Origin of the sequence: Fictibacillus nanhaiensis, assembly GCF_042686385.1 — a bacterium.
Classification (GTDB): Bacteria; Bacillota; Bacilli; order Bacillales; family Fictibacillaceae; genus Fictibacillus; species Fictibacillus nanhaiensis.
This window is the reverse complement of the sequence record NZ_JBHUPF010000002.1, coordinates 208,116-227,769: the sequence shown is the minus strand read 5'-3', so window position 1 is coordinate 227,769 and position 19,654 is coordinate 208,116. Positions and strand designations below refer to the sequence as shown.

22 protein-coding genes are annotated in these 19,654 nt (G+C 38.8%); 12 read left to right on the top strand and 10 right to left on the bottom strand.

Features of this window, described 5'->3' with window-relative positions:
- Positions 1-24 precede the first annotated feature (24 nt).
- Together spoIIP and ACFS5O_RS01600 are read right to left on the bottom strand one after the other, a co-directional pair.
- Complete coding sequence (gene spoIIP, locus ACFS5O_RS01605; RefSeq protein WP_205724685.1) at positions 25-1,176, bottom strand: stage II sporulation protein P; 1,152 nt, start codon at positions 1,174-1,176, stop codon at positions 25-27.
- 190 nt (positions 1,177-1,366) lie between these two features.
- Entirely contained in the window at positions 1,367-1,834 is a 468-nt protein-coding gene (locus ACFS5O_RS01600) for a MarR family winged helix-turn-helix transcriptional regulator (protein WP_205724684.1), read from the bottom strand.
- A gap of 173 nt (positions 1,835-2,007) precedes the next feature.
- Here ACFS5O_RS01600 and ACFS5O_RS01595 point away from each other — a divergent pair, with 173 nt between their 5' ends.
- The 3 genes from ACFS5O_RS01595 to ACFS5O_RS01585 are packed head-to-tail and all read left to right on the top strand — an operon-like array spanning position 2,008 to position 4,861.
- Positions 2,008-2,604, top strand: a complete 597-nt coding sequence (locus tag ACFS5O_RS01595) for an ArsR/SmtB family transcription factor (RefSeq protein WP_205724683.1) — start codon at positions 2,008-2,010, stop codon at positions 2,602-2,604.
- A 1-nt stretch (position 2,605) separates the two neighbouring features.
- Positions 2,606-3,853 carry an MFS transporter gene (locus ACFS5O_RS01590; RefSeq protein WP_205724682.1) on the top strand — a complete coding sequence of 416 codons (1,248 nt, stop codon included), beginning with the start codon at positions 2,606-2,608 and terminating at the stop codon, positions 3,851-3,853.
- 9 nt (positions 3,854-3,862) lie between these two features.
- A complete protein-coding gene (locus ACFS5O_RS01585; RefSeq protein ID WP_205724681.1) occupies positions 3,863-4,861 on the top strand; it encodes an NAD-dependent epimerase/dehydratase family protein in 999 nt (332 codons plus the stop codon).
- A 268-nt stretch (positions 4,862-5,129) separates the two neighbouring features.
- Here ACFS5O_RS01585 and ACFS5O_RS01580 read toward each other — a convergent pair whose 3' ends face one another.
- Positions 5,130-5,759 carry a hypothetical protein gene (locus ACFS5O_RS01580; protein ID WP_205724680.1) on the bottom strand — a complete coding sequence of 210 codons (630 nt, stop codon included), beginning with the start codon at positions 5,757-5,759 and terminating at the stop codon, positions 5,130-5,132.
- Positions 5,760-6,085: 326 nt separating this feature from the next.
- On the opposite strand from ACFS5O_RS01580, the gene ACFS5O_RS01575 reads away from it, so the two are divergent.
- The 3 genes from ACFS5O_RS01575 to ACFS5O_RS01565 all read left to right on the top strand — a co-directional run bounded on the left by ACFS5O_RS01575 (position 6,086) and on the right by ACFS5O_RS01565 (position 7,320).
- Complete coding sequence (locus tag ACFS5O_RS01575; protein WP_318300084.1) at positions 6,086-6,253, top strand: histidine phosphatase family protein; 168 nt, start codon at positions 6,086-6,088, stop codon at positions 6,251-6,253.
- Between the two features lie 31 nt (positions 6,254-6,284).
- Complete coding sequence (locus ACFS5O_RS01570) at positions 6,285-6,620, top strand: histidine phosphatase family protein (protein WP_318300083.1); 336 nt, start codon at positions 6,285-6,287, stop codon at positions 6,618-6,620.
- A gap of 88 nt (positions 6,621-6,708) precedes the next feature.
- Positions 6,709-7,320: a CAP domain-containing protein gene (locus ACFS5O_RS01565; RefSeq protein ID WP_205724679.1), complete on the top strand. Its 612-nt coding sequence runs from the start codon at positions 6,709-6,711 to the stop codon at positions 7,318-7,320.
- Between the two features lie 52 nt (positions 7,321-7,372).
- Here ACFS5O_RS01565 and ACFS5O_RS01560 read toward each other — a convergent pair whose 3' ends face one another.
- The 4 genes from ACFS5O_RS01560 to ACFS5O_RS01545 all read right to left on the bottom strand — a co-directional run bounded on the left by ACFS5O_RS01560 (position 7,373) and on the right by ACFS5O_RS01545 (position 11,086).
- Positions 7,373-8,794: an ATP-binding protein gene (locus ACFS5O_RS01560; RefSeq protein ID WP_205724678.1), complete on the bottom strand. Its 1,422-nt coding sequence runs from the start codon at positions 8,792-8,794 to the stop codon at positions 7,373-7,375.
- Positions 8,795-9,050: 256 nt separating this feature from the next.
- Positions 9,051-9,602: a TlpA disulfide reductase family protein gene (locus ACFS5O_RS01555; RefSeq protein ID WP_205724677.1), complete on the bottom strand. Its 552-nt coding sequence runs from the start codon at positions 9,600-9,602 to the stop codon at positions 9,051-9,053.
- A 178-nt stretch (positions 9,603-9,780) separates the two neighbouring features.
- Positions 9,781-10,536: an anti-sigma factor gene (locus ACFS5O_RS01550; protein ID WP_205724676.1), complete on the bottom strand. Its 756-nt coding sequence runs from the start codon at positions 10,534-10,536 to the stop codon at positions 9,781-9,783.
- The gene (locus ACFS5O_RS01545; RefSeq protein WP_205724675.1) at positions 10,514-11,086 is read right to left on the bottom strand and encodes an RNA polymerase sigma factor; all 573 of its coding nucleotides are present in this window, start codon (positions 11,084-11,086) and stop codon (positions 10,514-10,516) included. Before ACFS5O_RS01545 ends, ACFS5O_RS01550 begins: the two co-directional genes overlap by 23 nt.
- 223 nt (positions 11,087-11,309) lie before the next feature.
- Here ACFS5O_RS01545 and motA point away from each other — a divergent pair, with 223 nt between their 5' ends.
- Both motA and motB read left to right on the top strand, forming a co-directional pair.
- Positions 11,310-12,095, top strand: a complete 786-nt coding sequence (gene motA / locus ACFS5O_RS01540) for a flagellar motor stator protein MotA (RefSeq protein WP_205724674.1) — start codon at positions 11,310-11,312, stop codon at positions 12,093-12,095.
- A complete protein-coding gene (gene motB / locus ACFS5O_RS01535) occupies positions 12,085-12,861 on the top strand; it encodes a flagellar motor protein MotB (RefSeq protein ID WP_379838573.1) in 777 nt (258 codons plus the stop codon). The genes motA and motB overlap by 11 nt, the downstream gene beginning before the upstream one ends.
- 426 nt (positions 12,862-13,287) lie before the next feature.
- Here motB and ACFS5O_RS01530 read toward each other — a convergent pair whose 3' ends face one another.
- Together ACFS5O_RS01530 and ACFS5O_RS01525 are read right to left on the bottom strand one after the other, a co-directional pair.
- Positions 13,288-14,553, bottom strand: a complete 1,266-nt coding sequence (locus ACFS5O_RS01530; protein WP_318300082.1) for a M48 family metallopeptidase — start codon at positions 14,551-14,553, stop codon at positions 13,288-13,290.
- Between the two features lie 88 nt (positions 14,554-14,641).
- Entirely contained in the window at positions 14,642-15,469 is an 828-nt protein-coding gene (locus ACFS5O_RS01525; RefSeq protein WP_205724672.1) for an HAD family hydrolase, read from the bottom strand.
- Between the two features lie 143 nt (positions 15,470-15,612).
- Between ACFS5O_RS01525 and ACFS5O_RS01520 the strand changes: the two genes are divergently transcribed.
- The 4 genes from ACFS5O_RS01520 (at position 15,613) to ACFS5O_RS01505 (ending at position 18,708) form a co-directional block, all read left to right on the top strand.
- Positions 15,613-16,017: a GntR family transcriptional regulator gene (locus ACFS5O_RS01520; RefSeq protein WP_205724671.1), complete on the top strand. Its 405-nt coding sequence runs from the start codon at positions 15,613-15,615 to the stop codon at positions 16,015-16,017.
- A complete protein-coding gene (locus ACFS5O_RS01515) occupies positions 16,001-16,885 on the top strand; it encodes an ABC transporter ATP-binding protein (protein WP_205724670.1) in 885 nt (294 codons plus the stop codon). Before ACFS5O_RS01520 ends, ACFS5O_RS01515 begins: the two co-directional genes overlap by 17 nt.
- Positions 16,875-17,924: a hypothetical protein gene (locus ACFS5O_RS01510; RefSeq protein WP_205724669.1), complete on the top strand. Its 1,050-nt coding sequence runs from the start codon at positions 16,875-16,877 to the stop codon at positions 17,922-17,924. Before ACFS5O_RS01515 ends, ACFS5O_RS01510 begins: the two co-directional genes overlap by 11 nt.
- A gap of 91 nt (positions 17,925-18,015) precedes the next feature.
- Positions 18,016-18,708 carry a YetF domain-containing protein gene (locus ACFS5O_RS01505; RefSeq protein ID WP_205724668.1) on the top strand — a complete coding sequence of 231 codons (693 nt, stop codon included), beginning with the start codon at positions 18,016-18,018 and terminating at the stop codon, positions 18,706-18,708.
- A 25-nt stretch (positions 18,709-18,733) separates the two neighbouring features.
- On the opposite strand, the gene ACFS5O_RS01500 is transcribed toward ACFS5O_RS01505, so the two are convergent.
- Positions 18,734-19,537 (bottom strand): glycerophosphodiester phosphodiesterase, encoded by an 804-nt coding sequence (locus ACFS5O_RS01500; RefSeq protein ID WP_318300090.1) that lies wholly within the window; start codon positions 19,535-19,537, stop codon positions 18,734-18,736.
- Positions 19,538-19,654: the final 117 nt, after the last annotated feature.

Here is a 19,654-nt window from a genome sequence, read left to right as displayed (position 1 = left end):
CACCACCTCTAGAGCCTTTCAACATTATTCTTTTTTCGCTCCATTTTCTTTCCAATAGTACTCTGCAACTGCTTCAGCCACTGCTTCTGCACTTCTGTACAGCTCATCCATGTTGTTATCCACACCGCCAAACTCGATAAGGAGAGCGTGGTCAGAAAGGTCTTGATTATAAACACCATTTCCCTGTGTTTTGTTTTTTCCGATAACCCCACGACTTAAGCCAGGGTATTTTTTATCTAAGATCGCATTGATCTCTTGCGCTGCTTTTTGGTTGTTTTCAAAATTAGGGTTCGCTTTACCGATAACGAACAAAGTACGTGCGTAAGACTTCCCATTAATTTCTGTAGTTGTAGACTTCCCTCTCATCGAGTCTCGATGCAGGTCAAAAATTAAATCAATATCTTGGTTGCTCGACATCGCACTTTGGACGAGTGTACGTGACATCGGGTAACTCTTACGGTAATCCGTGTTATTCTTTCTTAAAAGCTCCGTCATGTTAGTCATGTCAACGGTTGTACCAATTCCTCTCGCCTCTAATTCCTCTCCAAGCTTTTTCCCTACCATCGTGATGTTTACCTTAGAATGGATGGCATGGTCAGGGTTTGTTACACCTTTTAAATGCGGTAAGAATGATTCCCAACTGTGCGAATGATAGATATAAGCGATCTTCTTTCCGCTTGTTGTTTGACCTGGTGGTTTTTCTGAATCAGAAGGATCTGGATCTTCCAATCGCTCAATATCTTGAACTTCTGCTTCTTCACCACTTAGAAGGAGCTCCATAGGCGGCGGCGACTCGTACGCTAGGTTTGTGTAATCCGTTCCTTCCCCAGCAACAATGATCGTTGAATCATAGAGCGCAAATCCAGGAAGTTCGTTTCCTAATAGACTTCGGATATCTCCTGGCTTAATGCTTGTCGTTAATTCAAACAGAACACTTGATAACGCTGGCGGCTTACTTGCTTTTGGAAGCTCTTGCGTAAAATATCGATTTTCCCACCCTATAAAATAAACAAGTGCTTCACCAGAAAATTCCGTTAACCACTTATGCATGGTTGATGAACTCAATCGATATTTGTGCTCAAAGGATGTGATAAAACTAGTGGCAACGACGATAAATAGCATGGCTCCGGCAAGTAATAAAGGTAAACGCTTCATATTCAATTGCGGGGTGAACATGTATAGCCCTCCACTTCTGTTAACGTTTCTATCACATCCTATGCAGTGAAGAAATTAAATAGAATCGAATCTATGAAAAAATAATAGAGAGACTTCTATTCGCTTGCTCCCTGATCTTTTCGTTTGGTTAGATAATGAGTGAAGTCTTTTGAAAGAAAACAGAGTTATATGCACAAAAAAAACCAGTTCCTCAACTGGTTTGTGATGTAAGGACGATCTCGTCTGAGTTTGAATGATTTCCGCTAGCAAGCTTTTCATAAATATCAATAAAAATACCTAATTCCTCTTGAGACAAATGATTAAGATAACTACTTATAGAATTAACTCTCTCATTTTCAGCTTCTCGTAAGATTTCGTGTCCTTCGTCAGTAATCTCCAAATAGACAATACGACGGTCTAAATCACTACGGTAACGACTCACAAATCCACGCTTGTACAAACGATCCGCACCAACAGTTATCGCACTTGGTTTTACACCCATATAGTCAGCCAATTTTGAAACGGTCCATTTATTTCTAATACACAACGTCTTCAAAAGTACAAACTGTGTTTTCGTTAACTCCTTTTCTATAGCAATTTCCGGGTGTAAACGCTTTGACACAATGTAATGCACTTTCTCCAATCTCTCCACATAGGACTTCAAATCCTTATTCCCCATACTATGAACCTCCAGCCTCTAAGTTGTAATGCGAGTATTATACTAACATTATACAAGAATTTTCATAACATTTGAACTATTATTTACAAATAATGTGTAAAAGAGTTGACGACTAGCATATATTTAAGATATATTACATTCAAATATATTTGAACGTTTTAGGAGTGTTGAACATGAAGGAGATTTATAACATACGAGAAGTTGAGCAGTTAAAGGTTATCTCTGACCCACTTCGCATCAAAATCCTATGGGAGATATTAGAGGAAGCTAAGACAGGAAAGATCTTATCAGACCTATTAGAAGTTCCAGCACCAAAGATTCATTACCACCTTAAGGAACTTGAACGTGTAGGATTAATTAACGTCGAGAGAACAGAAGAAAAGAATGGCATTATACAAAAGTTCTACAGACCTGTGGCTCACTCATTTTCGATTGCCGATATATTGCCTGATCAACGGCATGCAGTGAAAGATGAACTCTCTGATGCACTAAAGGAGAATATATTGGTTTCACTCGAAAAAACAAAGTCTATGGTTCGTAAATTAGATCCTGAAATACTAGCTTATTCAGATTCTCCTCTTAAATTTGGTTATAGACATGTAAAACTTTCTTCTGAACAAGTAAAACTGTTACATGACAAAGCAAAAGAAATATCAGAATTGATCTCAGAATTTAAAAAGAATGAGACTGACGATGGTGAGATCTATCACTACTTTATGCTCTCATTTCCATTGAAAGAGACACCTTATCCGGAAGAGGAGCTAGAGTAAGATGACCGAAACGATAGCTGTACACCAAAAAAGTGAAACAGAGTCCCTGTTCAGAAAGCGTTCTTTTTTATTCATATGGGCGATCACGATTTGTTCTTCTTTTTCAATCGCGATTTTTCAATTCTCACAGAGTTGGTACGTCGTAAAAACTTTAGACAAAGAGGCTTCGCTAGGCATTGTATTTATTGCAGCAAACGTTCCTCGTATTTTATTCATGGCCATCGGTGGTGTTCTAGCTGATCGAGTCAGTCGGACGAAAATATTGTTTTTCGCTAACTTCTTAAGAACTTTTTTGTTAGTTGGATTGTTGATCATGCTTGCAACAGGACATCTCTCCCTCCTATCTTTTATCATTTTTGGCTTGTTTTTTGGAGCACTTGATGCTTTCGTATGGCCAGCAAACGGATCGCTTCTGCCTAATGTTGTCGACCAATCTCAATTAACACGTGCAAATTCAGTCATTCAGACCACCCAACAAAGCTCGTTAATACTTGGACCGATGATTGGAGGTCTTCTTGTTGCAAGTAGCGGAGGATACATGCTCTCGTTTGGTGTACCCGCTGTGATGCTGCTGCTCTCTGCCATTCTTGCTTATATGTTAAATATCCCAGCTACCATGAGTTCAAGCACAGCAAAGCCTGGCATGTGGCTATCTATAAAAGAGGGCATTGATGTAGTAAGACAATCCGCTTTTTTAAAAGCACTCTTTCTTAGTACGATCTTCCTTAATGTTTTCGTAATCGGACCGTTGATGATGGGCTTACCAATCTTCGTAAAAAACGTGCTTAATGGAAGCGCACTTGATTTTAGTTTTATTGAAGGTGCTATGGCTATAGGCATGCTGATCAGCTCCGTTATCATAGGGATTTTAAATATTAAGAAAAGACGTGGACTGATGGTAACCGTTTCTTTATTCGCCATGAACATATTCTTTTTCTTATTTAGTCAAAGTTCCACCCTTTATGCTTGTATGTTGACGATTTTCTTTATTGGCATTACGTTTCCCGCAACCAATATTCCGCTTATCTCAGCGGTACAATCTTCCGTTGATAAGAAACTTCTAGGAAGGTTGATGGGTTTGCTAACTATGGCAAGCATGGGACTCGCACCTTTATCACTTGCAGCAACGTCCATGTTAATCTCTTATGGCTTTTCTATTGAAAACATCATGTCTGGAGGTGCACTCTCTTTAATTGTTGTTAATCTTTTGATCATGTGGAAACTTCCTGCTTTAAGAAAAATGGAATAGGTGGTGTAGATGATGAAGGTACTTCTTATTGGCGGCACTCGTTTTTTAGGTAAACACGTAGCAGATTCTTTTAACAACAATCATCATGAAGTGACTTTGTTTCATAGAGGGAAAACATCAAAGAAAGGGTTAACAGAAAACGTTCATGAGATTATTGGTGACAGAGATCTTGATCTGTCTTCAATTAAGAGTGAATCTTGGGACGTTGTAGTGGATACGTGTGGCTATTTTCCTAAGCAAGTCCGAAAATCGGCTGAAGCACTCCAGAAAGAAGGAACTTTCTATATCTTTATTTCTTCCGTATCTGTTTATGAAGATCAGTCCGTTCGAAACATTACGGAGGAAGCGCAAACCGCTGACCTTATCGATCCTACCATTACTGAAATCGGTGAACATTACGGTGCCCTTAAAGCCGCTTGTGAACAAGAGGTCTTAGAGATATTCGGTGACAATGCTTTAATCGTGCGTCCAGGTTTGATTGTTGGTCCACATGATTACACCGATCGTTTTACTTATTGGCCAGACAGAGGTACTCGAGGCGGAGAAATTTTAATTCCTGACATGAAGGATCCGACTGTGCGCTTCATTGATGTTCGTGATCTTGCAAATTGGATCGTACGGATGGCTGAAAATAGGGAGAACGGAGTCTATCAAGCTGTTGGTGGCGTGTATGACTTCAACGAGGTTGTTCAAAAATGTATGCGGAGTCAAGAACATTCAACAATCGTACCTGTTGCCGAATCTTTCTTATTAAAAGAAAACGTCGGCGAATGGGTAGAGTTGCCACTCTGGATCTCCAGTGAAGATTATCGTGGTCTTGATTATGCGGATGATACAAAAGCGATAAATAAAGGTTTGAAATTCCGGCCGATAGAAGAAACGATAAGTGATACTGCAGATTGGTCTCTAAGTCGAAACTTAAAACCAGATGATTGGAAAGCAGGCTTACATCCTGATAAAGAAAGGACGCTTCTAAAAAAATGGAACGAAATTGTAAAGTTGGGGTAAAAAAAGAAAAATTTCTTCTGTAAAAATCAAAAATACATGAATGCCCATGGCACTTGTCCATACCAACTGTCTTCTTAGGACATATAGTATGATTGTGAGATACAAAATCTCTCCTGTTGGCAAGAGGCCGGCAGAGCAATTCCCTACCCCCCATTTCTTCATCATGCGTTCGGTTTTCTTTACCATAATCCTTTCTTAAGGATTATGGCTTTTTTTATGAATAAAAGGGAGTATCCTTTACTCACTCCCTTTTTAAAACGTGGATTTTTTATCTTGGAAACCGTTTCGGGTAATCATTGAAATGGATATATTTTTTTAAATGATCAGGCAGTTCACCTTTTTGAAAAACATATTGAATGTCAGATAGCGGAATCTCTAAACGGGCCAATGAAGGATACAACGGTAGAATTTCTTTAGGTTCATACGATTGTTGATAACTCGTGATCGCTTCATTCGTTTCTTTTTCAACAGATTGACGATAAGCATGAATCTCTTGAATCTGTTTGACCATCATCAAATACTCGGCTTTTAAACGTTCAAGTTGATGTATCTTCTTCTCCATACTATTCTTAGCCGTTTCTAACTCTCTGTCACGTGAAGAATATACAGTTTTTAAATACTCGGATAATCGATCATCACGGTTTTCTTTTAATTCATCCAACTGTTCCATAGCGTTACGTTCTTTTTCCATCGCTAGCAAGTATTTATTCTTTATCTCGGTTAGATCTTCCATCGTGATTTTTGAGTTTCTACCTCCGTAAGCATTAAGTAGCTCTTCATATTCATTTGAAGACCATTCTTTTTGTTTATGTAGTTGCTGCCACTTTTCATGTGCGGAAGCAATATTTTTATCGTATTCTTTTTTCATTTGCTTAAAATGGTTTAATTCAGGATACATAACAATCTCCCTTCGTTTTTCAACAATCATAGTATTCGGGAGGGTTTTGGGTTTAACGTCTCGAAAGTTTAAACAACTGTTTAAATCGGATGCTTGTTTAGGCGGTCTGTGGGTTCTTGACAGTGGTTGATTTCCGTTCCAGGTAGCTCGCTTTCCGGGGGCGGGCGGTGAGCCACTCGCCGCTACGCGCCATGGAGGGTCTCACCTGTCCCACTCGTCCCGCAGGAGTCTCGCACCTTACACTCCAATAAACTTATCAATGAAGCCTAAGAGACTTAACATCAACACCTTTTTTAGTATTACCTAATAGAAAGAAGGATGAATTCATGAAGATTACGGCGATTAGGCATTGTAAAGCGGAAGGTCAAGAAAGTATTGCCCCTTTAACTATTGAAGGAGAACAGCAAGCCATAGAACTGGCTGCCTATTTAGAGGGGCAGCATTTTGATTGTGTGATCTCGAGCCCATTCAAAAGAGCCATCGACACCCATTAAACCTTTTGCAGAATTAAATAATTGTTCCATATTGGTAGATGATCGATTAGCTGAACGAATTCTTTCTGCTGAAGACGACCCGAATTGGAGAGATAATCTAGAACGTACATATATAGAAGAACATTTAAAGTTTCCTGGTGGCGAGTCTACATTTGAAGCAAAGCAAAGAATCATTTCCTTCATTAATGACCTGCATACTGAATCCTATAAATCCGTTTTGATTGTTACGCATGGAAATCTGCTTAGCTTGATGATCAATTTGTACGATCCCTCATTTGGCTTCAAGGAATGGGAGGTTCTCTCTAATCCTGATGTCTTTCTAATTGATGTTTCTTTAAAAGATGTTTCCAAGCTGTGGGTGTCTTAAACTGGTACATAATGCCAGACCCCCAACCCTCCTCATAAAAACCCGAAACCTGTACACGTAAGATAAATTATTAGGAGGGAAACATCTTATGAAAAAATTAGTAGTAGCATCAGTATTAGGCGCTTCCCTATTCGGCGCAAACGCAGGAATCTCAGAAGCAGCATCTTCATGCCCGTTCGCTTCTTTAAATAATAATCAAACTCAACAAGCTCAGGCAGCGCCTCAACAGCAACAACAAGCTGCTCCAGCACCAGCTCCTCAACAAGAGCAAGCAAAAGCTCCAGCTGAAGCCGCACCAAAAGCTGAAGCAGGTGCAGAACTAACTGCACAAGAGCAACAAATGTTAAACCTTGTGAACCAAGAGCGTGAAAAACAAGGATTACCAGCACTAAAAGCTGATCCTGAGCTGACAAAAGTGGCTCGCGTTAAAGCAAAAGATATGATCGACAACAACTATTTTGACCACAATTCACCAACTTATGGTTCACCATTTGATATGATGAAGAAATTTGGTGTTGATTATAATACAGCTGGTGAAAACCTTGCAGGTAACTCTTCTGTAGAAGGTGCTCACACTAGCCTTATGAACTCTCAAGGTCACCGTGAAAACATCCTTAAGTCTGAATACACTAGCGTTGGTATCGGTGTAGTAGACGGTGGACAATATGGTAAAATGTTCGTTCAAATGTTTAAAGGATAATGAAACATCAAAAAGCTTTCCCGCTCTGGGAAAGCTTTTTTCGTTCCACATTTTATTGTATAGGAATCGTGATGGTAAACATAGTGCCTTTCCCTTTTTTACTTTTCACATCTAACCTTCCATTATGTTGTTTAATGATGTTTGTACTTACCATCAATCCTAAGCCAGTACCTTCATCTTTTGTGGTAAAAAAGGGTTTGCCGATCTTCTTCATAACTGTCTCATCCATACCGCATCCATAATCTCGAATCTGAACGTGAAGAAAATCCTTTTTCCTGGATAACTTCATGTTAATTTCTACACAATCACCTACAGCAGAAGCTTCGATCGCGTTCTTCAAAAAGTTGATAAACACTTGTTTAAGTTGCAACGGATCACAAAAGATTAGGGGTATGTGATCATCTAAGTCTTTTTTGATCTCGATATTTTTCATAATCGCTTGTGTGTTTAATAAGTCTACTGTGTCGTTAATAATGTCGGTCACACAAGACATCATAAAATTTTGCGAGCTGCTTTTTGATAGAACCAAAAATTCTTTGATGATATGTTCGATTCGATCTACTTCAGTAAGAATAATCGTAAGATATTGGTCAAATTCATCGGTTTGATTCTGAATCAGTTGAACAAATCCTTTTAATGATGTTAATGGATTGCGTATTTCATGGGCTACACCTGCTGCAAGTTCTCCTACCACGTTTAACGCTTCTGCTTTTAACAATTTTTGTTCGGTAAGCTTTTGATCCGTTACATCTCTCAAAACCGTAACATGTAAATCATCTACAATATCTTTTTCACACGAGTATTGAATCTCTTTCACTAGTCCATCTGGAGTCTTGTAGCGAAACTCTCCTTCGATCTTTTTTCCATTTAAGACTTCTTGCCACTTCTTAAGGATTCGTTCTTTCCCGTTCCCCACAAAAAATTGGTCTGCACTGATTCCTATTAGCGCGTCTCTACGTAGGTCTAATAATTCGCACGCACGGTCGTTCACTTCAGCAATCTCCATATTTGAACGGCATAGAACAATAGCCTCAAGTGCATGGTTAAACAACTGTTTAAATTTATTCAGGTTTTTGATGTTTGTTTGTTCTTCGTCTCTATTGGATGTAATATAAGAGGCACCCACAACTTCTAAAACACCTTGATGGTTTCTAGTTACCGGATACAAGGTGGTACGGATCCGTCTAACACCTAAATGAATATCTACGGTTTGAATCAAACCCGAAAATGCTCTTTCTAATGGTTTGCTCCATTCTGCGATTAACTCTTTGTTATAAAGGTCATGAAGGTTGGTTCCTGAAGAAGGTTTTATAGATACTCCTAGTTCATCTAGCATAGAACCTACAGAATAGGTAAACTTATATTCACCCTCAGCATCTCTTCGTAAACCGAAAAGATGAATAGGACAATGGTTAAGAGAATGGTGAAAATCGGCAATACGTTTAATTTCGACTTCTTCATATTGCTTGTTCATTAATTAGTCCCCTTCTTATTTACAGAATTTCCAGATCTGTTGCTCGGGCTATTATGAGATTTAACCACTTCATCTTACTTTCACTAAATTTTTTAATTCGACAAATTTATCATTTTCCCTATTGGACAACTTTCCCATTTTTTACAATCGGTTATACAGGTCTTTAGAAGTGTTTTCACAAATAAATGATTTCAATCTAAAAGAAAAATAACAAAAAAGCCCTTGATCAAATCGATCAAAGGCTTTAATTCATTACTTACCTATTCATCTTGTCAATTTCACTCTTCATAAAATCATAATCCATTGGACCTATATGCGAATTATTAATTATCCCTTTTTCATCTATAAAATAGCTAGTAGGAATCGATACGGCTCTAAACTGTTTTCCGATCGTGTTCTTTTCATCAAGAGGAATGGGAAAAGACAGCTTGTATTCTTGAACAAACTTGCTTACTTTCTCTGTATTTGCTTCAGAGTATTCAAGGTTTACTGCTAATATTTCTATATCTTTGTTTTTATAATCATCATAGAACCTCTCCATCTCGGGCATCTCCTCCCTACATGGAGGACACCATGTAGCCCAAAAGTTTATAATTACTTTTTTTCCACGAAAGTCTTTTAAGTCAACTTGCTTTCCATCTAACGTTCGTAATGAAAAGGTGGGTGCTTTACTTCCACGTTTCAATCCCGTATTCTCTTCTTCCTTAACTTCCGTTTGTTGCTCTTCCTTCTCATCCATAGCTGTATAAAATGCTAGACCGATCAAGCCAGCAAATAGTAGAAGGATAACGATTGGTTTTATTCTCATTACCATTCCTCTTTTCAAGTTGTTTCACTGCATTCATTATAGAGGATTTCGTCTTGAAACTGCAAAGTTCCGCCTATTCGTCTTACCAGTAAAGAATGGTGTATGTTAGGAATAGATCTAATGTCCTAAAAAATAGAAAAGACAACAACTAATGTTTAAGCTGTTGTCTCCCGGGTACCTATAGATTAGAGGCCATAACAATCGTGCCAACTGGCTTTTTACTGTTTGGTGTAGGTTCATGCGAGATCGCAACAGCATCCCATTCGTGATCCCCTTCAAATTTAACGGGGAAAACCACTGCACCATTTCCATTTTCGTCTGGAGTAAATGTGCCCGCTCGGTAAGGTTTGTCTCCTTCGATCAACCAAACCTGGTAAGTCTCTGTTCCTTTAACCTGAGTTAAATTATTCGTTTGAACAACAAGGTTCATCGTATCATTTTCTTGTACCATTGATGCTACACCTGTTGATTCTGTCTCTTCTGAAGCAAGTTGGACCGTCTTGAACGTTTTGTTGATCTGTTCTTGGATCACCTGTTCATTTTTGTTGTTTTCATTAAATAGGTATGCGTTCGTAACTAGAGATAACAACAGGCCAGCTGCAAGTAATCCTTGCACCCATGACTTTGATTTACGTTGCGAGATAGGAGAAACGTTTGTCGTGATTTCGTCTGTTTTATTAACAGGCTGTGTTTTGTGATGCGCAACACTTGAATCAGAAGCCGTTACATTCGTTAAGATACGTTCTTTCATTCCAACCGGAGGTTCTGCCTCTTCTGATAAATATGGAAGATCAGCTGTAAGGTCTTGCCATTCTGCCCATTCTTCTTGGCAGGCGTCGCATTGCTTTAAATGTTTTTCGAAAGCATCTTTTTCTTTGCCCTCTAGCAAGCCATTATAATATTCAAGCAAATTATCGCAAGTTTTCGGCTCCATACTTATCCCCCCTCTCTCGATAGATCTTTTTTAAATGTTTCAGAGCTAGACGTATCCTTCCTTTTACCGTACCGAGAGGAATTTTCTTTCGCTCTGCGATGTCTGATTGGGAGTAGCCTTTAAAATAAAACATCTCTACGATATCCTGCTGTTCTTCTGTTAGAGAAGAAACAGCCTCCTTCAGACTCTCTCTTTCCTCGTTCCACGTAACTGTCTCTTCAACACTTTCAGTTCGTTCATAATCTATATCTTTTTCAAGAATCTCAACTTCATTCTTTTGTTGCTTTCGTATTAAATCAATACACGCATTTCGTGTAACGGTTAAAAGCCATGAAGAAAATTTCCCTTTATCCTCTGAATAGAGTCCCTTTTTTCGCCACAGTTTCATAAAAACGTCTTGAACTGCCTCTTCAGCCAACTCTTTTTGCCTCAACATTTTAAATGAAAAAGAAAACAATAGCTTCTCATAACGATCATACAGCATTTCAAGGGCTTCTTTATTTTCTTCTTGAACTTTTTGATAAAGTTCGTAATCAGAAGTTCTACCCATCTTTTGTCTCCTTTACTGCACACAGAATAAATCTATCATATCAAAATGAGGCAGTATTTGTCTTTTTTTACGATGGATGTATAAAGATAACGTTAAATAAAGCATTTTGGATCACATTTTTTCCAACTTTTATCATTAAGTTTCCTTTTATCTTTCCGATATAAAAGAAAATATAGCTCATGAAATAGATACAGAATTTAAAGATAAAGTGAGGAACATCATTATGGATCGCACAACATTAATTGGAGTCATTCTCGGCATACTGGCTGTTGGTGTCGGAATGTTTTTAAAAGGCGCAAGTCCAACTGCCTTATTGAACCCAGCAGCATTGCTTATTATATTTGCCGGAACGGGTGCAGCTATCCTTATCGCCTTTCCACTGAACGAAATTAAAAAGATCCCTGCTCTTTTCAAAATCTTATTTAAAGAACAAAAACTCATTGATATGAAAGAGCTTGTGACGATTTTTATTGACTGGGCAACGGTCGCTCGTAAAGAAGGATTGCTTGCGCTAGAACCCAAAGCAGAAGAAGTAGACGATCCCTTCCTTCAACAAGGGATCAAGATGATCGTAGACGGTCAGCCTCCTGAATTTATTAAAGATGTCTTATTGAAAGATTTAGAAACGATGGAAGAACGTCATGCAAGCAACGCTACGATCTTTACTCAAGCTGGTACATATGCGCCGACTCTTGGTGTTTTAGGCGCAGTAGTAGGATTAGTCGCAGCACTAGGAAATATGGCAGATATCACCGCTTTAGGGAAAGCGATATCTGCAGCCTTTATTGCTACGTTGTTTGGTATTTTTTCTGGTTATGTATTGTGGCATCCTTTCGCTAACAAGTTAAAGCGTAAATCAAAAAAAGAAATCATGATCAAAGAGATCATGATCGAAGGACTTTTATCTATTCAAGACGGAACTTCACCAAAAATATTAGAAGAAAAACTGTTAACGTATATTCCAACTAGCGAACGCGATCAATACAAAGCAGGTGGTTCTGTTGGCTAAAAAGAAAAAGCATCATGACGAACATGTGGATGAATCCTGGCTCATTCCTTATGCAGACATGCTCACGCTTTTGTTAGCTTTGTTCATCGTCTTATTTGCTATGAGTGAGATCGATGCTCAAAAATTCAAACAGATGGCCAGTGCCTTTCGAAACGAATTCACAGGCGGAACAGGTGTCATGGAAGAACAGGTTCCTATTCCTTCTCCCGACTCCACTCCAATTCCTGATGCGCAAAAAGAAGTCATCTCTAAGGAAGAGAAAGAACAGCTAGAAGCAGCAAAGAAAGAACTTGAACAATTAGAAGAGATGGAAAAAAAGATCAATGCCTATATCCAAACCAACAAACTTGATTCTAGTCTGCAAACAAAGCTGACAGAGAACGGCTTATTGATCACGATCTTAGATAATGCTTTATTCGACTCTGGAAGTGCTACCGTTAAACCAGGTTCTGTGGAGATCGGCAAAAAACTATCTGACCTACTTGTTACTACGCCACCACGAAATATTGTCATCGCCGGTCATACGGATAACGTACCAATCAGCACGGCAAACTTTCAATCAAACTGGGAACTGAGCGCGTTAAGAGGCATTAACTTTATGCGTGTTCTGCTTGAGAACCCAGAATTGAAACCGAATCAGGTCAGCGCAAGCGGCTATGGAGAGTACCGTCCTAAATCAGATAATAAAACACCGGAAGGACGCGCCAAAAACCGTCGGGTTGAAGTACTCGTTCTGCCGAATGTGAGTTTGAAAGCTGTGCAGTGATGGGTTAAGTCTGAAGGTGGTGTAAGCTGGAGTGATGAATGGTGAATCAAGGGGATCGATCATAAATCTCGAGAATCGATCATAAGTCTCAAGAATCGATCATAAATTTCGATTCTCGATCATAAATCTCGAGAATCGATCATAAATCTCAAGAATCGATCATAAATCTCGAGAATCGATCATAAGTCTCGAGAATCGATCATAAATCTCGAGAATCGCTCACAAACCTTGAGAATCGCTCACAAACCTTGAGAATCGCTCACAAATCTCGAGAATCGCTCATAAGTCCCGAAAATCGCTCATAAATCCCGAGAATAGCTCACATACACAACTCACACAACACTTTCTTCACACCTCATCTAATACTTCCACAAAAAACTGGCTCTTGAAGTGGTATTTCCACGATCAATGAGCCAGTTTTTATTATTATTCCATCTTTTTACTCGTTTTATAGCTATCTAAGAAATGAATGCGCTCAAGCATGGTCGGATGTCCGTATAAAAACCATTTTACAAGCTTTGGCGGGTTCACTTCACTTAAAGAGACGGTCGCGAGTTCTTGGAATGCTCCTACTGCAGCTTTTGGGTTGTTTGTCATTTGAATCGCATACAGATCAGCGTCACGTTCTGCTTTTCTCGAAACTGCATTTTCGACTGGAGATACAGCGAAACTTAATAGAGAAAAGATCAATAGCAGTGCGGGAAGTGCTGCTAAGTCTCCTATTCCCTTTATACCCCATGACTTTCCGTACTTCTCGACCCATTTTCGATAGATGATATTTCCGAGCCATAATCCTAAGAACGATAGGACAACAGATGAAATCAAGTTCCAATATAGATGGTTCATCACATAATGACCAATCTCATGAGCCATTACGAACAAGACCTGATTATCACTCAATTTATTTAATGTGGTATCCCATAAAACGATTCGTAGGTTCGAACCGATCCCGTTTACATAAGCATTTAATGCATTTGTTTTTTTAGACATGTTCACTTCATACACATTTTCAGCCGGAATGTCCGCTCTTTCTGCTATATCTAAAATCTTGCCCTTAAGCACCTCATCCTGCAGCGGATAAAACTTGTTATACAATGGATCGATCACAACGGGCTGAATAAAGTATAAAAACAATGTAAATGGTACGGAAAGCAGCCACGCGTAGAGCCACCATCTTTTTTCGTATTTCTTGATCAACCAATACATAACAGCGACCATCACTGTTGTTAACAGCCAATTGATCCAGAAATCCACTAGTCCATCTCTCATCCAGCTGTGGAAGGTTTGAACTGAGATATTGTAACTTTTCGATACGGTAAAGCTGTAGTAGCGGAGTGGAAATGTTAACACCCAGCTAGCAAAGGAAAGCAATAGTACGTATAGTCCGGTGTGTACAATAGAGAACTTTGTTAAGCCACTAGATGCTCTTCGAAACCATTTAGATAGCCCGAATCCTAGAACAAACAGGTAGATCAACCATTCGAGCGGCACAGAAATGAAGTAGATAAAATCTTTAATCCTTGAAAAATCAGTGCTAAGTTCTAGTTCACGGTCAGTCATAAAGACTTTGGGATCCGCAGCTGAGCCTTTTAGATCAACAGGCAAGTTTGCGTCCGCTCCCTGAAACAAATAAAACCACATCAAACCCGCGTATATCGCAAAACCGATAACAAACCATAACGATTTTTTCAAAAGCTTTGCCCCCCTTTATTACCTACTATAAAGTGTAAGGCGATTTGTCCAAATTAGAACAAGCTTTCATAAAATACTTTGTAAAATCCTAAAGTGCATTTGCAAGTGTGGAAACGACATGAAGGTTTTCATGCTCTACTTCTACAGAATTAGGTTGGATGTATACAGCTCTTAATCCCATAAGAAGTGCCGGTGCGATTTCATTTATAAAATTATCACCAATCGAAACTGCTTCATGAGGCTTGATTCTATATTCATTCAATATTGTTTGTAGTTTTTCTTTTGTTTTTAACGGCTTTTCACTCTCGGTATAAAGAGAGTCAAACAGATCACGGAGCTCCAACTCATGTAATAATCGTTTTACGTCTTCTCTTTCACTGTTCGTTAAAAGGACCACCTTTTTCTTCTCCTTAAAACGTTGTAAAGCCTGTTTAAGACCTGGTGTTTTTGTTAGCTGAAACTGATCGGTAACCATATACTCTTTTGTAGCGTTGTAGCATTCCCACGTATCCGCTTGCTTCACACCGAAATGCATAGCTGTAGCATATGGTAGCCACCATCCATCACCGATTGCGATCAATCGTTCAAAATCATAAACAAGTTCACCCGAGAATTCTGCTCTTACTCTATCTTGTGACCACTCTTCTCCATCAAAGTCTATTACTTTTGTTACTTGCAGGGACATCGGATCAACTGTAACACTTGCATCATTCTTAATGTCGTACACTTTACCGATAGCCACGGGATGTGTTCCTTTCTTCATACTTTCATATGTATTCCAAAAAGCTTGCTGTTTCTCATCAGACACTCTTTTTTGTAACAAGCGGCAGTAATAATCAAAGTGGTCAGTATCTTCATATAGCGTTCCGTCCAAATCAAAAATAAGTAACTTCGCATCATCAATAATCGATTTCACGTTTCATCCCTCCTACTTTTATTGTAGTTATCCTACTCAAACAAAGTAAAGAAAAGTACATTGACATAAATTTACTAATCTTGTATGTTATAAGTGTACTATACATAGTAATACACACATATAGTATATAAAGGTGGGATAACATGATATTGAATTTAGATCCCCGAAGCAATACACCGATATGGGAACAAGTTGTTCATCAGATCAAGGAACTGATCTTGAAGGAAATTCTGTTGCCAGAGGACAAATTGCCTTCGGTACGTGAGCTATCAGCGACCTTGCTGATCAATCCAAATACAGTGAGTAAAGCCTATCAAGAATTAGAGCGGCAAGGAATCATCGAAACCCTAAGAGGAAAAGGAACGTTCGTGTCCGCTTCTATCATTCCAAAAGCAGATGATCAGAAGATTACGGAACTTAAACAACAGCTGAAAAAGCTTATTATTGAAGCTTCCTATCTTGGTATCGATCACCAAACCATATCAATATGGTTGAATAACTATTCAGAAGAGCTTGGGGGTAAGAACAGTCATGCTGAGAGTGAATAATATCAGTAAAACAATTGAAGGATCTCAAGTATTAGACCATGTGAACATCACACTGGAACCAGGTATGATTGCGGGTTTGGTCGGAAGAAACGGTGTCGGAAAGTCCACGTTGCTCCGCGTAATCGCTGGTATTTTAGACCCTGATGAAGGCCAAGTGTTATTTAATGATACAGATATTCATCAAGATCCTTTGGTTAAGCAAAAAATTACGTATGTGCCTGACTCGACTGAGATGTTAAAGAGCTATAGCGTTAAAGAGATCGTAAAGCTTTATGATGCGATCTATGAAGATTTTGATGTTGTGTACTTCTACTCTCTTCTGGATCGGTTTAAACTTCCTAAGAATAAAAAGATCAGAACATACTCTAAAGGAATGAAGGCTCTTTTCTTAATGATTCTTTCTTTTTCAACGAAATCGGATCTCATTATTTTAGATGAACCTACAAACGGACTTGATCCGATCGTGAAGAGAAATATTTTACAATTTATCATTGAGGAAGTGAGCGAACGACAGTTATGTGTTCTCATCTCTACTCATCATCTAGAGGAAGTCGAGAAGATGGCAGACGTGCTCATCATGATCAAAGAAGGACGAATTGACTCTACAACCTCTATCGAGGATGCCAAATCATCGTTCCGTAAAGTACAGGTTGTATACAAACATTCGCTGCCTGAGAAGATCGCGCAACTAAGTAATGTGAACATTTTAAATCAGACCGGACGGGTCTATACATTGATCATTAAAGGAAACATTGGTGTGACACTTGAGAAGCTGAATCAGGAGAACCCATTATTACTAGAAGAGCTACCTATGACACTCGAAGATATTTTCATTTCATCACTTGGAGGTGAATCCCATGTTTCATAAAGCATTGTGGATGAGAAACCAAAAACTTGGAAGCCCTGCCGTGTGGGGAATCTATATCGCCTTATTCTTGTTTTTACCTTACTCATTCTTTGGAAAAGCCCAAAGTATGTTAACAGAAAAAAATAATCCATATACCGATGCACCTGAAAACTATTACTTGAACTTTCATTTTTCTGGTGCAGATATCGTATTTTTCTTATTTTTGATCGTTGGGTTGGCTGCCTTATTAGTAGGAAGTGAACGAACGGCTCATGCGACTGATTTAACTTTCTCACTTCCTTTTAAACGGAAGGATATCTTTCTCTCAAAATGGATCTTTGGCGTTAGTCATATTACAACGGGTCTTCTATTAAACTTGCTTTTATGCATGTTGATTGTAAAGTTTACGATTCTTTCAGAAGTAACAGATGCCACATTTCTTTTTGATTTCATGATCATTGTTATTCCGTTCTCTATCGCTATTTTTTCTTTTAGTTTATTTATTGGTACGATTGCAGGAAGTTTAATTTCTCAATTGGTTTTGAGTGGTATCTTTCTACTTTTCCCGCTTGGTTTTTTATCTCTAATAGTGTCATTTTTAGAGTACCATGGAATTTCTATTAATCGTGGTGTGCATGCCACTCAAGTATTTAGCGATCTAATCAATAGTTTCACACTGCCTATACCTATTATTGATTTTCAATATTATGTAGATCTTTCGGAAAATTCTATTACTGATATCTCACATATACCATATGTCATGTTACTCATTCCACTTGCTTATACGATACTATCCGTAGTTTTTGGAACCCTACTCTTTCACAGAACAAAGAACGAGAATAATGGTAGGTTACTTGTTTTTGAAAAAGGAAGAGGATTCTTTACCTTTGGCGTTATATTGTGCTTTGCTCTAACGTTCGGAATGTTAGGTGGAGGTATATTTGGTGACTATGATTCTAGATCGCTTATCGGCTATTACCTATCTGCAACAATAGGTGGCGTATTAGCATTCTTCATGTTAAAAAAATTGATTCATCTCCGTATGCAGTTCGGAAAATAAAGAGAAGAGCGGACAACAGGTTCGCTCTTTTTTGTTTGCCTTATTTTTGTTTGGGCATCCTGATAACAGCAAATGTAAATGAGGGATGACGATGGATGGAATCTTAATCACGATCTATAGAACGGTTCTAGGCTTTGCCTTTTTGTTGTTGCTCATGAGGTTGCTCGGAAAAAAACAACTTGGTGAACTGACTTTTTTTAATTATGCAACAGGTATCGCAATGGGTAATATCATCGGAGACATGGTCGTTCATAAAGAGATAACGGTTTGGGAGAGCTTGGCTTCTCTGACCTTCTGGGCACTGGCCGTGTTTGGCATAGAATTTCTTAATCGCCACTCTCCCCTGCTCACAAAACTAACGAAGAGCCAACCGACGATCGTTATAAAAAAGGGACAGATCATGCAAAAAGAGCTTAAGCGGATGCAGATGTCGATGGATGACCTTTTAATGCTGCTCAGGATCGGTGCTGTATTTGATATTACAGAAGTAGAATATGCGGTCATGGAGCCGAATGGACAACTCAGTGTATTAAAGAAACCACTCAAAGATTCTGTCACAAAAGAAGATTTAAACCTTCCCCCAGAAGCACCTCAATATTTACCAACCATGTTGATCTCGAACGGAGAAAAAATGGATCAGCCATTTAAGGAGTATAACTTGTCAGACGAATGGTTGGATCAGCAATTAAGGAGTGCAGGCTATCAAGATGTTAAAGAAGTCTTTTTTGCACAGCTGCAAGATGATGGCGAAGTATTTTTTGTAAAAAAAGAAAAAAGCAGCTGAGACTCATGTCAGCTGCTTTTCTTACTTATTTCCCTTTTTTTACTTCATGAAGCAGATCTGGGAAGTTGGTGAAAATACCTGTAACACCCCAGTCGATCAGTTTCTGCATCTCTTCTTTTTCGTTTACCGTATACGGATGGATTTCAAGACCGTTCTGCACCGCTTTTTGTACATACTCGCGGTCGATCATATCGCTGTTCGGCCCGATTCCCATCGCATATTCTTTGATGGTTTGCACTTCTCTATCCGTTAACTCAGCAGGAGTTGTATACTCTAAAAGCTGAACAAGTTTCACGGACGGATCGAGCTCATTCATCTTTAAAAGACTTTCAGAGCTGAACGATTGAACCAACAGCTTATCTTTATTAATTCCATATTCATTTACTTCATCAAGAAGCTTTTGTTCCATTCCCGGATAAACTTCAGGTGATTTTGTTTCAATATAATAGTTCGCATTCTTACCAAATGTCTCGAATACTTCTTTCAATGTTGGTACTTGAAGACCTTCATAATCAGCTTGTGCACGTTCTGGATATTTCTCATTAAACCAGCTTCCTGCATCAAGCTGTTTGATCTCTTCCAGTGTATAATCTTTTACTTGCCCTGTTCCATTCGTTGTACGGTCTAGGGTCTCGTCGTGCATAGCGATCAACTCGCCATCTTTTGTCATCTGAAGATCGACTTCAATGTAATCTCCATGCATTTTTTCACCCATCTTATAAGAAGTGATCGTGTGTTCTGGCGCATAACCAGAAGCTCCTCGATGCGCAACATTTAAGATGTCTTTATGTTTTTCTTTTGCATCAACCACTGAACTATCAGCCCCCATCAATGTAAGACTTAGTGCTAAAGCTCCTATACCCGTTTTTAATAATTTCTTCATCCTGTTGCACTCTCCCTTTGTTGTAAGTGAACTACTTTGTCACTGTAACAAGGGAATGTGAAC